Source organism: Kaistia soli DSM 19436, from assembly GCF_900129325.1.
Lineage (GTDB): Bacteria > Pseudomonadota > Alphaproteobacteria > Rhizobiales > Kaistiaceae > Kaistia > Kaistia soli.
Genome location: NZ_FQUP01000002.1, coordinates 430,951 through 444,217, shown reverse-complemented (window position 1 = coordinate 444,217; position 13,267 = coordinate 430,951). Strand labels below are relative to the sequence as shown.

Sequence of the window (13,267 nt, the reverse complement as noted above, 5' to 3'; positions counted from 1 at the left end):
CAGCCATGGCCGCATCGCGCACAACGACTTACGCCACCATGCCGGGCGCGGCGTCCACAACGTCCTTGTCGACATGGCTCTCGAACTTGCCGAAGTTCTTGACGAACATGGCGACGAGCTTGGCCGCCTGCGCGTCATAGCCGGCCTTGTCTTGCCAGGTCTTGCGCGGATGAAGCAGATGAGGTTCGACGCCGGCGACGTCGGTCGGCACCTGGAAGCCGAAATTGCGGTCGGTGTAGAAGCGCGCGCCCTCAAGCGAACCGTCCAGCGCCGCCGTGAGCAGCGTGCGGGTCGCCTTGATCGGCATACGACGGCCGGTGCCATAGGCGCCTCCGGTCCAGCCGGTGTTGACCAGCCAGCAGGTGACGCCGTGCTCCGCGATCAGCTGGCGCAGCAGGTTGCCGTATTCCGCCGGATGACGCGGCATGAAGGGGGCGCCGAAGCAGGTCGAGAACGTCGCCTGCGGCTCGGTCACGCCCTTTTCGGTGCCGGCGACCTTGGCGGTGTAGCCGGAGAGGAAATGGTACATCGCCTGCGCCGGGGTCAGCCGGGCGATCGGCGGCATGACGCCGAAGGCGTCGGCCGTCAGCATGACGATCGCCTTCGGATGGCCAGCGCAGCCGGTCGCGCTCGCATTCGAGATGAAATCGAGCGGATAGGCGGCACGCGTGTTCTCGGTCTTGGAGCCGTTGTCGAAATCCGGCCGACGGGTAACCGGATCGAGGACGACATTCTCCAGCACCGTGCCAAAGCGTTTGGTCGTGGCGAAGATCTCCGGCTCGGCCTCGGCCGAGAGCTTGATCGTCTTGGCGTAACAGCCGCCTTCGAAATTGAAGATACCGGCCTCACCCCAGCCATGCTCGTCATCGCCGATCAGCGTGCGGCCGGGATCGGCCGACAGCGTGGTCTTTCCCGTGCCCGAGAGACCGAAGAAAACCGCCGTATCGCCTTCGGGTCCGACATTGGCCGAGCAATGCATCGGCATGACGCCCTTGGCCGGCAGCGTGAAATTCAGATAGGTGAAGACCGCCTTCTTCATCTCGCCGGCATAGGACGTGCCGGCGATCAGCACGATGCCGCGCGTGAAATCACAGGCGATCATCGTCTCCGTGCGGGCGCCATGGCGATCGGCGCTCGCCTTGAAGCTCGGCATGTCGAGAATCGTCAGCTTCGGCACGAAGCCTGCAAGCGCCGCCGTCTCGGGCCGGATCAGCAGGTTGCGGATGAACAGCGAATGCCAGGCCTTCTCGGTGAAGACGCGAACATTGACCTGCTCGGCCTTGTCGGCGCCGGCATGGAGGTCCTGCGCGAACAATTCGCGATTGGCGGCGTGCGCCAGCATGTCCTCATAGAGGCGGTCGAAATGCGCCCGCGACAACGGCTTGTTGTTGTCCCACCAGACCTGGTCCTCGGTGAGGGCGTCGCGGACGATGAACTTGTCCTGCGGCGAACGGCCGGTGTGACTGCCCGTCTCGACCGAGAGCGCACCATCGGCGGTCAGGACGCCCTCGCCGCGGCGCAGCGCCTGTTCGTAAAGCGCCGGTGCGCCATCGTTCCAATAGAGCGCCGACAGCCACTTCAAGCCGAAGGCGTCGGCACCGAAGGAAGGGTTGCGAAGGCCGGTCTCGCTCACAGGGGCAATCTCCTCAGTTGGCGGGCGCGAAGCCCGACCAAGACTCGCTCAGACGCAACGGAAGCGTCGATCCGCCGGCAGGACATATGCCGACGGTCGACCCTATGGCGGCTTTACTCAGCCAAGCAAGTAAAAGCTGCGGTCCCAAAGGGCTTTGGATTGCCCTAATCGATTTACATCGATGCGACCAAGTAACGCGGATGCGGCTTTACAGATAATTAGACTGCCGAAGAAATAATTGCGCCGAACAAAAGCCTCTGGCCAGGGCAAATGCCTAGTTTTTCGTCGCGCTCATGCGTTCACGCGCGAGCTTCGCCCAGTTCTTCAAATGACCGCCGGCCTCGGCGACGGTGGCCGCGCGGCCGGGGAACGGCAGACGCGCGCGGATCCCGTCCGCGACGAGATCGACGCCGTCGGGATCGCAGCCGGAAAGGCGCCAGTCGGCGGGCGGGAGGCCGAGCAGCACGGTCGCGTAGAGGCCGATGGCGTCGCCATGATCTTCATTCATATGGTCGACCACCATGGCCTCGCCGGAGAGCAGGCCCTCGGCATCAGCGAGATCGATCAGCAGATCGTCGGCCGTGAGTGTCACGATGCGCCCGAACCCGGCAACCAGATGGGCCGATGCGACCTCCATCCGATAGGCATGAAAATCGGCGAAGTCGGGTCGGCCGGCGCTGCCATGAACCCAGCCGAAACGGCGGGCCGCGGCTGGATCCTCGGTACGAGCAACCGTTCCGGTCAGCGTGACGCGGGCACCGGCCAGTGGATCACCACCCTCACCGCCCGGCGCGACCACCAGAAGCGACGCCCGCGCCTCGCGCGCGAGATTGCGGCTGTGCACCGCGAGATCCGACAGCCACAGCACAGGAGCGAGATCCGGCAGCGTCGCGAACGTCACGAGGCTGGCGAACGGATGTCCTTCGCCCGTGAGGGTCGCAAGGCTGGCCGTGCGCGCGGAATGCAGGACGGCACGGGCGGCGGCGACGGGATCAAAGGTCGGTTCGGCGGTCGGATGGGCGGACAAGACGGGCTCCCCTTTCAGCAGTTGGACTGCAAAGCGGAATAACATAGTCATGTTTGATTGTCGTCTCCCCGCAGTGACGATGGCGCCGGCTCTGGAACTCGGCTAGACTGCACGCCATATTTTCCGCGTAATCCTGCGACCTTAAGACGGAAGGCGCGGGGTCTCGAAGCCACGCGGCACGGGCGCAACCAGCGCCACGGAACAGAGCCAAACTCTGGGAGATGCCCCTCAATGCCGACGATTGCTCTCGTCGATGACGATCGCAACATTCTGGCCTCCGTGTCGATTGCGCTCGAATCGGAAGGCTACCGCGTGCAGACCTATACGGACGGCGCCTCGGCGCTGGACGGATTTCAGCAGTCGGCACCGGACCTCGCGATCCTCGACATCAAGATGCCGCGCATGGACGGGATGGAACTCCTGCGCCGCCTGCGCCAGCGCACCGATCTGCCGGTGATCTTCCTGACCTCGAAGGACGACGAGATCGACGAACTCTTCGGCCTCAAGATGGGTGCCGACGACTTCATCAAGAAGCCGTTCTCGCAGCGCCTCCTGGTCGAGCGGGTCAAGGCGGTGCTGCGGCGCTTCCAGCCGCGCGAGGCTTCGGCGACGGCCAAGGTTCCCGACGCGGCACGCAACCTCGATCGCGGCGCGCTGTCGATGGACCAGGAGCGGCACACCTGCACCTGGAACGGCCAGCCGGTGACGCTGACCGTGACCGAATTCCTCATCCTCTATGCGCTGGCGCAGCGGCCCGGCGTCGTGAAGAGCCGCAATGCCCTGATGGACGCGGCCTATGACGATCAGGTCTATGTCGACGACCGCACCATCGACAGCCACATCAAGCGGCTCCGCAAGAAGTTCAAGCAGGCCGATGACAGCTTCGACATGATCGAGACGCTGTATGGCGTCGGCTATCGCTTCAAGGAGGCCTGACGCGGCGGTCGCCGCGCGGGTTCGGACGGAGAGATGACCGTCATTATCGAGGAGCAGGCGCCGGTGCGCGCCACGCCGCGCCGGGTCCGCCTCCGGCACTGGCGCCGGCTGACGTCGCGCTTCGTGCGCTCGATCGGGCCGCATGCCTTCTCCAGCCTCACCCGCCGCATCGTCATCCTCAACCTCGCGGCGCTGATCGTCCTCGTCTCGGGTATTCTTTATCTCAACCAGTTCCGGGCCGGACTGATCGATGCGCGGCTCGAGAGCCTGTTGACGCAAGGCGAGATCATCGCGGGCGCCATCGCGGCCTCCGCCACGGTCGAGACCAACAATCTCACCATCGATCCCGACAAGCTGCTCGAACTGCAGGCCGGTGAAAGCCTGACGCCCGGGCTCAACTCAGTCGAAGGCCTCGATTTCCCCATCAATCCAGAACGGGTCGCACCCGTTCTGCGCCGCCTCATCTCGCCGACCCGCACGCGGGCCCGCATCTATGACCGCGATGGCATCCCGGTGCTCGATTCGCGCCATCTCTATTCCCGCGGCCAGATTCTCCGCTTCGACCTGCCGCCGGGAACCGACGACGAACCGGCGCTGTTCGACCGGATCTGGGAATGGGTCAAGATCCATCTGCAGCGCGACGACCTGCCGATCTATCACGAGCTCGGCGGCCTCAATGGCAAGGGCTATCCCGAGGTCGCGACGGCCCTCGATGGCAGCCCGTCCTCGATCGTGCGCATCACCGACCGCGGCGAACTGATCGTTTCGGTCGCCGTGCCGATCCAGCGCTATCGTTCGGTGCTCGGCGTGCTGCTGCTTTCGACCCAGGGCGGCGATATCGACCAGATCGTGCATGCCGAGCGCATGGCGATCGTCCGCGTGTTCCTGGTCTCGGCCGCTGTCGTCGTCGTGCTGTCGATCCTGCTCGCCGGCACGATCGCGGCACCGCTGCGCCGCCTTGCCGACGCGGCCGACCGTGTGCGTCGCGGCGTTACCTCGCGGCCGCAGATCCCCGACTTCTCCTCGCGCCGGGACGAGATCGGCCACCTCTCACAGGCGCTGCGCGACATGACGGCCTCGCTCTACAATCGCATCGAGGCGATCGAAAGCTTCGCTGCCGATGTCAGCCATGAGCTCAAGAACCCGCTGACCTCGCTGCGCAGCGCCGTCGAGACGCTGCCGCTGGCCAAGACGGCCAAGGCGAAGGCGCGCTTGACGGAGATCATTCAGCATGACGTCCGCAGGCTCGACCGGCTGATCAGTGACATCTCCGACGCCTCGCGCCTCGATGCTGAATTGGCGCGGCAGGATGCGGTGCCGATCGACGTCGCCCGGATCGTCGACGCGGTTGTTTCGATCTCGCGTGAGATCGCGGCCCCTGACGGGCCGTCGATCGTCCTCGATGTCGCCACGGTCGACCAGGATGACGCCTTTGTCGTGCTCGGTCATGACAGCCGCCTCGGCCAGGTGTTCACCAATCTCATCGAGAACGCCCGCTCCTTCAGCCCGAAGGACGGGGTCGTCCATGTGCTGGTCCGCCGTAACGGACCCGCCGTCGATGTCATCGTCGAGGACGACGGACCAGGTATCCGGGCCGAGCAGATGGAGCGCATCTTCGAGCGCTTCTACACCGACCGGCCGGAGCAGGAGGCGTTCGGCCAGAATTCCGGGCTTGGCCTCTCGATTTCGAAGCAGATCGTCGAGGCCCATCGCGGCCGGATCTGGGCCGAGAACCGTTTGAAGCCCAAGGCGAACCGAGACGCAGAGCCGGTCGTGCTCGGGGCGCGCTTCACCGTCCGCCTGCCCGGGTTGTCCGGATGACAGCGGCGGCGCCGCCGACCATTCATGCCAGCGCCGCGCTGGTCGACGGCACCGGCGTCCTCGTGCGCGGCCCGTCAGGGAGCGGCAAGTCGTCGCTCGTGCTTGCGCTGATCATGGCCAGTCCCGAGCGCAACCGTCTTGTCGCGGACGATCGCGTCGTCCTGACGAGCATCGGCGGAGGCATTGCGGCGGCGCCGCCCGAAACGCTCGCCGGGCGGATCGAGATGCGCGGCTACGGCATTATCAACCTGCCCTATGTTGCGCCGCAGAAGATCGGGCTTGTTGTCGATCTCAAGCCGATCGAAGACATCGCGCGCCTGCCTTCCGAGGTCGAGCGGACAGCATGGCTGGGAGACGTCATGCTGCCGCGGCTCACGCTGCCTGCCGGCCATCCGGAGGGGTGGATTCGCGTGCGAGCGGTGCTGCTTGGGGGCCTCGGCATGGTCAACGAAACGTGAATGCCAGGAAGGAGCCGTGAGCTTTTTTCTTGCGTTGCGGAATCGTTCGGTCAAGATGCGGACCCGCGGGGAGGGAGCCTCTGGTCGGGGCATATCCTCGTCATACATAGACTAGGCGGCCGCGCGGGCCGGCAACAAGAACAACAGGTAACCAAGGGCATGATCGGGCTCGTCCTCGTCACCCACGGCCAACTCGCCATAGAGTTCCGCGCCGCTCTCGAACATGTCGTCGGACGCCAGAGCCAGATCGAGACGATCGCGATCGGCCCGGACGACGATATGGAGCGTCGCCGCCAGGACATCGTCGATGCCGTGCAGAGCGTCGACGACGGCAGCGGCGTCATCCTGCTGACCGACATGTTTGGCGGCACACCGTCGAATCTCGCGATTTCCGTCATGGAAGCCGGGCGGATCGAGGTCATCGCGGGCGTCAACCTGCCGATGTTGGTGAAGCTTGCCAGCGTGCGCGTCGAGAAGCCGCTCGCCCTCGCGATCCAGGGTGCGCAGGAAGCCGGCCGCAAATATATCAATGTCGCGAGCCAGGTTCTGGCGGGGCAGTGAGACTTCGATCATGCCGACGGAAACAAAGGCCGAATTCTGCCGCGAACTGGCGATCGTGAACCGTCGAGGACTGCATGCCCGCGCGTCCGCGAAATTCGTGCAGCTCGCCGACAGCTTCGATGCCACCATCACGGTGTCCAAAGACCAGAACACGGTGGGCGGCACCTCGATCATGGGATTGATGATGCTCGCCGCGGGCATCGGCTCTTCGATCCAGGTGGCTGCCGACGGACCGGACGCGGCGATCGCTCTGGACGCCATCGCTCGCCTCGTCGCCGATCGCTTCGGCGAAGAAGAGTGACCGCAGCCTCTGCCATCACATAAAGATATCTTTATATCCTGATTGCCGCGAGATGTTGTCTCCGCTATAAGCGCGGCACAGCCATTCTCACGGAGATCATCCGCCATGACCGGACAGCACGATTACGCGATCAAGGATATCGGCCTTGCCGACTGGGGTCGCAAGGAACTCGACATCGCCGAGGTCGAGATGCCCGGCTTGATGAGCGTACGGGCGGAGTATGGTCCGTCGCAGCCGCTGAAGGGCGCCCGCATCGCCGGTTCGCTGCATATGACGATCCAGACCGGCGTCTTGATCGAGACGCTCAAGGCCCTCGGCGCCGATGTGCGCTGGGCCTCATGCAACATCTATTCGACGCAGGACCACGCCGCCGCTGCCATCGCCGATGGCGGCACGCCGGTCTTCGCCATCAAGGGCGAGAGCCTCGAGGACTACTGGGACTACACGCATCGGATCTTCGAATGGGCCGATGGCGGGCTGCCCAACATGATCCTCGACGATGGTGGCGACGCGACGGCGCTGGTGCATCTCGGCCTCCGCGCCGAGAAGGGCGACACGGCCTTCCTCGAGACGCCCGGCAATGAGGAAGAAGAAGTCTTCTTCGCCGCGATCAAGCGCCGCCTGAAGCACAAGCCGGGCTGGTACACGGCCGTCGCCGCCTCGATCCGCGGCGTCACCGAGGAGACCACCACCGGCGTGCATCGTCTCTACGAGATGCAGAAGAAAGGCACGCTGCTCTTCCCGGCCATCAATGTGAACGACTCCGTCACCAAGTCGAAATTCGACAATCTCTATGGCTGCCGCGAGTCGCTCGTCGATGGCATCCGCCGCGGCACCGACGTCATGATGTCGGGCAAGGTCGCGATGGTTGCCGGCTTCGGCGATGTCGGCAAGGGTTCGGCGGCTTCGCTGCGCCAGGCCGGCTGCCGCGTGATGGTTTCGGAAGTCGATCCGATCTGCGCCCTGCAGGCGGCGATGGAAGGCTATGAAGTCGTCACGATGGAAGAGGCCGCGCCGAAAGCCGACATTTTCGTCACCGCGACCGGCAATGTCGACGTCATCACCATCGAGCATGTCCGCGCGATGAAGGACCGGGCCATCGTCTGCAATATCGGCCACTTCGACAGCGAGATTCAGGTTGCGGCGCTGCGCAACTACAAGTGGCACAGCATCAAGCCGCAGGTCGACGAGATAGAGCTGCCGGACGGCAAGCGCGTCATCCTCCTGTCGGAGGGTCGCCTGGTCAATCTTGGCAACGCCATGGGACATCCGAGCTTCGTGATGTCGGCCTCGTTCACCAATCAGACGCTGGCGCAGATCGAACTCTGGACCAAGCCCGGCCAGTACGAGAACAAGGTCTACACGCTGCCGAAATATCTCGACGAGAAGGTCGCAGCGCTGCACCTCGCCAAGATCGGCGTGAAGCTCTCCAAGCTCAATGAGAAGCAGCAGGCCTATATCGGCGTCGCCGAAAACGGCCCGTTCAAGCCGGAACACTATCGCTACTGAGACAGGTGCCCGAAGGCAGGATCGCCTTAACCGCGGGTTAACCATGTCTGGCTGACACTCCGGGGCCATGCGATGTTCGATCGCATGGCCCTTTTCTCGTCGCCAGCGGCTTCCCTCGCGATTCCCCGAACCGTTACATTGAGGGTGATTCGAGCGCGTTGCCGGAAGAGTTGGTCGGCGTCGCAGGCGGGTCATTCCAGTTCTCTGACGGCGGAAGGGCCTGCCACATGCTTTGGCATCGCAGGATATCGGGATGGATTCGAGCCGGCCGAGCCGGGCGAGTCCCCGTCACTGCCGTCCGCCACGCCCTTCCCCCCGTCGCACTCCTTGCCCTCTCGATCGGACCGGCCGCTGCCGCCGATTTCCTGGCGCCCGATCGTATCGTCAGCTTCAGCGCCATTTTTGGCGTCCTCACCTTCTCGCTCGTCGCGATCGCCGTGCTGCTCAGGGCACGCGACCGGGCCGACACCGACAATGCAGACCTGCGCGGGCGCGTCGCTGATCTGCGCGCCATCGCGGACCGTGCCGAGGCCCTCGTCAATGCGGACGACCAACGGCTCGTCGCCTGGAGCGGGCCCGAGGAGCCACCCCTTGTCATGGGCCGCCTGCCGCGCACCACTGGCGCGCCGGACGACCGCGCTGCCTTCCTCGCCTTCGGCACCTGGCTGACCGGCGCGAGCGCCAGCCGGCTCGACCTAGCGCTCGAAAGACTGCGCGGCGAAGGCGAGACGTTCACCATTGCGATCGAGACGGCCAATGGCAATTTCGTCGAGGTTGCGGGCCGCACGGCCGCCGGCCGCGCCGTTGCGCGGTTCCGTGACCTTTCCGGCGATCGTCTGGCGCTGGCCGAGCTCGATGCGCGCCACCGCCGGCTGATGCAGGACGTCGCGGCGATGCGGGCGCTGATCGAGGCTGCACCACTGCCCTGCTGGATTCGCGACCGCGACGGGATGCTGGAATGGGTCAACCAGGCCTATGTCCGCGCCGTCGAGGCCACGGACGCCACCGATGCCGTCCGCCGGCGGCTCGAACTGGTCGATACCGCAGGCCGGCAGGCCATCGTCCGCAGCCATGCCGAGGGGAGCGCATTCACCCGCCGCCTACCGGTCGTGATGGCCGGCGAGCGGCGTATGCTCGATATCATCGATGTCGCCTCCGAGACGGGCAGCGCCGGCATCGCCGCCGACGTCACCGAGCTTGAAGCGGTCCAGACGCAGATGAAGCGGCTGGTCGAGTTCCATTCCCGCACTCTGGACCAGCTGGCGACGGCCGTTGCCGTCTTTGGGCAGGATCGCCGCCTGCGCTCCTATAACGCGGCCTTCCGCGAACTCTTCGGCCTCGACGCAGCCTTCCTCGACCAGCTTCCGGACGAGAGCGCCGTCCTAGACCGCATGCGCGCTGCACGGCGGTTGCCGGAACAGGTCGACTTCAAGAGCTGGCGCAAGGAGCTCTTCGCCGCCTATCAGTCGGTCGATGCACGCGAATTCTGGTGGCATCTACCGGATGGTCAGACGCTGCGCGTCATCGCCAACCCGCATCCGCAGGGCGGCATGACGTGGATCTACGAGAACGTCACCGCCAGGCTCGACCTCGAAAGCCGCTACAACGCGCTGATCCAGGTGCAGGGCGAGACGCTCGACCATCTCGCTGAGGGCGTCGCCGTGTTCGGCTCGGACGGTCGTCTCCGCCTGGACAACCCGGCTTTCGCGCGGATCTGGCGGCTCGATCCGAAGCTCCTCGCGGGGCGGCCGCATGTCGGTGAGATCGCGCGCGCCTGCCGTGCCCTCAGCGCCTCGCCGGACGAATGGGCCCGCTTCACGGCGGAAGTGGCGGGGCTCGGCGACAGCCGCGCGCCGACGCATGGCCGCATGGAACGACGCGATCGCCGCGTCATCGACTATGCGACGGTGCCGCTTCCGAACGGCCAGACCATGGTCACCTTCGTCGACGTCACCGACAGCGTGCAGGTCGAGCGCGCGCTGACCGATCGCAATGAAGCACTGGAAGCGGCGGACGGGCTGAAGAACGCCTTCATCCAGCATGTCAGCTACGAGCTGCGCTCGCCGCTCACCAACATCATCGGCTTCACGCAGCTGCTCGCGGATGTCGCGGTCGGGCCGCTCAACGACAAGCAGCGCGAGTATACCGGCTATATCCTTTCCTCCAGCGGTTCGCTGCTGGCGATCGTCAACGACATTCTCGACCTTGCCACGGTCGATGCGGGCATCATCACGCTCGATCTCGGCGAGGTGAATGTCGCCGAGACCGTTGCCGCCGCCACCGAAGGCGTACGCGACCGGCTGCGCGAATCGCGGCTGAAGCTTGAGGCGCAGTTGCCGCCCGATCTCGGCTCCTTCGTCGGCGACGAGAAGCGCATCCGCCAGATCCTCTACAATCTCCTGTCCAATGCGGTCGGCTTCTCGACGGCAGGCTCGACGATCCGCCTGACGGCGCGGCGCAGCAGCGAGGCGATCGAGTTCGTGGTCGCCGACGAGGGTCCGGGTATTTCGGCGGACTTCATCAACGCCGTGTTCGAGCGTTTCGAGAGCCGGGCATCCGGTGCGGCACGCGGCGGCGCGGGCCTCGGCCTCGCGATCGTCAAGAGCTTCGTCGAGCTGCATGGCGGCACGGTCTCCATCGCCTCCGAGATCGGCCATGGCACCGCCGTCACTGTGCGCATGCCGCTGCGTCCGACGGCGCTCGACGTCGCCGCCGAATGAGCGCGCCGCTTCTCAGCCTCTCGCTCGCCGATGAAGCGGCAACGATGCGCCTCGCTGAGGACTTGGCCGCCAAGCTCGCGCCGGGCGATGTCATCGCGCTCGAGGGCGATCTCGGCGCCGGCAAGACGACGCTCGCCCGCGCGCTGATCCGGGCGATCGCCGACGACGCGGCGCTGGAGGTGCCGAGCCCGACCTTCACGCTGGTCCAGACCTATCCCGGCCGCGTTGCCATCGCGCATTTCGACCTCTATCGCATCAGCGAACCCGATGAGCTGGAGGAGATCGGCTTCGACGAAGCGATCGAGACCGGGGCCGTGCTCGTCGAATGGCCCGAACGTGCCGCAGGCCGCCTGCCGGAGGACGCGCTGATCATCCGCCTCGCCATCGCGGGCGAAGGCCGCCGGGCCGATCTCTTCGGCGGCGCCGGCTGGGCCGATCGCCTGGCGCGCACTATCGCCATCCGCTCCTGGTTGGACCAGGCGGGCTTTCCCGGCGCGACGCGGCGACACCTCGCCGGCGACGCCTCGGGCCGCAGCTACGAGCGCATCGGCGGAGCAGACGGCATTCGCGCCGTGCTGATGGACGCGCGCGATCGCCTGCCCGGCCCGCCGGTCTGGGATGGCCGCAGCTATGACGAAGTCGCGCATCGGGCTACTACGGTCGCGCCCTTCGTTGCGATGAATGAAGGGCTCCGCGCGGCCGGCATTTCGGCGCCAGCGCTGCTCGCGACCGACATTCCGAGCGGCCTGCTGCTGCTCGAGGACTTCGGCGACGATTTCATCATCCATGATGGGGAACCCGATCCCAAGCGCTGGCGTGTCGCGGCCGAACTGCTCGCAACGCTGCATGCCGTGCCGCGCCTGGACGTGCTGCCGCTGCCGGGCGGCGGCAGCTACCAGATCCCGGCCTTCGACCGTGATGCCTTCCTCATCGAGGTCGACCTGATGCCGCGCTGGTATGCGCGCGAATATGCCGGGCTTGTTCTGTCCGAAGTGGCGGAAGAGAGCTATGCCGCGATCTGGACCGCGCTGCATGCCCGCCTTCAGGCGAGCGAGCAGAGCTGGCTGCTGCGCGACTATCACTCGCCGAACCTGCTGTGGCTTCCGGAACGCGACGGCATTCGCCGGATCGGCGTTCTCGACCACCAAGATGCGATGATCGGCGCCGCCGCCTATGACGTTGCTGCGTTGGCGCAGGACGTCCGCATCACGCTTTCGCCCGCTTTCGAAGCGGATGTCGTCGCCGCCTATGTGGCCGCGCGCGAGGCTGCGGGTCCCTTTGACCGCGACGCCTTCTCGGTTGCCTATGCGATTTCGGGGGCCCAGCGCACGACCAAGGTCCTTGGCGGCTTCGCGCGCCTCGCGACCGCCTTCGGCAAGCCCCAATATCTCCGTCACATTCCGCGTGTAAGGGCCTATCTCCGGCGCAATCTGGCGCATGAGGTTCTGTCCGACCTCGCGCTCTGGTATGATCGCCACCTGCCGCTCGATGAATGACCGGGCTCCATCCGGGAGCCCTTGCAAGAAGAAGAACGATCGATGACCGATCCAATCCCCTTCCGTAAGCCCGCCGGCCCCCGGCGGGGCATGGTGCTCGCGGCCGGTATCGGCAAGCGGATGCGCCCCGTGACCGCGACGGTGCCGAAGCCGTTGATCGAAGTCGCCGGCCGCCCGATGATCGACCGCGCCCTCGACCGGCTCAGCCGTGCCGGTGTCGAGGAGGTAGTGGTCAATGTCCACTATCTCGCCGACCTGCTCGAAACGCATGTCAGGAAGCGCAAGAACCCGAAAATCGTGGTGTCTGACGAACGCGGCGCGCTGCTCGAAACCGGAGGCGGTGTCGCCAAGGCGCTGCCGCTGCTCGGCCCTGACCCGTTCTTCGTCATGAATTCCGACAGCTTCTGGATCGAGGGGCCGCGGCCCAATCTCGACTGGCTGATTTCCGGCTGGGACGACAGCACCATGGATGCGCTGCTGATGCTGGCTCCGACCGTCGCCTCGATCGGCTATCACGGCCCGGGCGACTTCCTGATGGACAAGGAAGGCCGCCTGACCCGCAGGCCGGAGCGTACGATCGCCCCCTTCGTCTATTCGGGCGCAGCTATCCTCTCGCCGCGGTTGTTCGACAACGCACCGGAAGGCGCGTTCTCCCTCAACGTGCTTTTCGACCGCGCGATTGCCGGCGGACGGCTGTTCGGCGTGCGCATGGACGGCATCTGGCTGCATGTCGGCACGCCGGAATCGATTCGCGAGGCCGAGCTTTCGGTCGCCGAGAGCGCCGCGTAGGGAGACTGGACCCGGC

General features: G+C 65.8%; 11 protein-coding genes. 9 read left to right on the top strand and 2 right to left on the bottom strand.

The window, feature by feature from the left end; genetic code table 11:
• Positions 1–28 precede the first annotated feature (28 nt).
• Positions 29–1,633 carry a phosphoenolpyruvate carboxykinase gene (locus BUB39_RS11595; protein ID WP_073053323.1) on the bottom strand — a complete coding sequence of 535 codons (1,605 nt, stop codon included), beginning with the start codon at positions 1,631–1,633 and terminating at the stop codon, positions 29–31.
• A 274-nt stretch (positions 1,634–1,907) separates the two neighbouring features.
• Positions 1,908–2,660 carry a HugZ family pyridoxamine 5'-phosphate oxidase gene (locus BUB39_RS11590; RefSeq protein ID WP_073053322.1) on the bottom strand — a complete coding sequence of 251 codons (753 nt, stop codon included), beginning with the start codon at positions 2,658–2,660 and terminating at the stop codon, positions 1,908–1,910.
• A 231-nt stretch (positions 2,661–2,891) separates the two neighbouring features.
• On the opposite strand from BUB39_RS11590, the gene BUB39_RS11585 reads away from it, so the two are divergent.
• The 9 genes from BUB39_RS11585 to BUB39_RS11545 all read left to right on the top strand — a co-directional run bounded on the left by BUB39_RS11585 (position 2,892) and on the right by BUB39_RS11545 (position 13,251).
• The gene (locus BUB39_RS11585) at positions 2,892–3,596 is read left to right on the top strand and encodes a response regulator transcription factor (RefSeq protein ID WP_073053321.1); all 705 of its coding nucleotides are present in this window, start codon (positions 2,892–2,894) and stop codon (positions 3,594–3,596) included.
• A 33-nt stretch (positions 3,597–3,629) separates the two neighbouring features.
• The gene (locus BUB39_RS11580) at positions 3,630–5,417 is read left to right on the top strand and encodes a sensor histidine kinase (RefSeq protein WP_073053320.1); all 1,788 of its coding nucleotides are present in this window, start codon (positions 3,630–3,632) and stop codon (positions 5,415–5,417) included.
• Complete coding sequence (locus BUB39_RS11575; protein WP_073053319.1) at positions 5,414–5,875, top strand: HPr kinase/phosphorylase; 462 nt, start codon at positions 5,414–5,416, stop codon at positions 5,873–5,875. Before BUB39_RS11580 ends, BUB39_RS11575 begins: the two co-directional genes overlap by 4 nt.
• A gap of 159 nt (positions 5,876–6,034) precedes the next feature.
• Positions 6,035–6,436, top strand: coding sequence for a PTS sugar transporter subunit IIA (locus BUB39_RS11570; protein ID WP_073053318.1), 402 nt, complete (start codon positions 6,035–6,037; stop codon positions 6,434–6,436).
• A 10-nt stretch (positions 6,437–6,446) separates the two neighbouring features.
• Positions 6,447–6,737, top strand: a complete 291-nt coding sequence (locus BUB39_RS11565) for an HPr family phosphocarrier protein (protein WP_073053316.1) — start codon at positions 6,447–6,449, stop codon at positions 6,735–6,737.
• A gap of 105 nt (positions 6,738–6,842) precedes the next feature.
• Positions 6,843–8,246 (top strand): adenosylhomocysteinase, encoded by a 1,404-nt coding sequence (gene ahcY / locus BUB39_RS11560; protein ID WP_073053313.1) that lies wholly within the window; start codon positions 6,843–6,845, stop codon positions 8,244–8,246.
• A 227-nt stretch (positions 8,247–8,473) separates the two neighbouring features.
• Positions 8,474–10,966, top strand: a complete 2,493-nt coding sequence (locus tag BUB39_RS11555; RefSeq protein ID WP_084527255.1) for a PAS domain-containing sensor histidine kinase — start codon at positions 8,474–8,476, stop codon at positions 10,964–10,966.
• Positions 10,963–12,462: a tRNA (adenosine(37)-N6)-threonylcarbamoyltransferase complex ATPase subunit type 1 TsaE gene (tsaE, locus tag BUB39_RS11550; protein WP_073053310.1), complete on the top strand. Its 1,500-nt coding sequence runs from the start codon at positions 10,963–10,965 to the stop codon at positions 12,460–12,462. The genes BUB39_RS11555 and tsaE overlap by 4 nt, the downstream gene beginning before the upstream one ends.
• A 42-nt stretch (positions 12,463–12,504) precedes the next feature.
• Positions 12,505–13,251, top strand: a complete 747-nt coding sequence (locus BUB39_RS11545) for a nucleotidyltransferase family protein (protein WP_073053307.1) — start codon at positions 12,505–12,507, stop codon at positions 13,249–13,251.
• Positions 13,252–13,267: the final 16 nt, after the last annotated feature.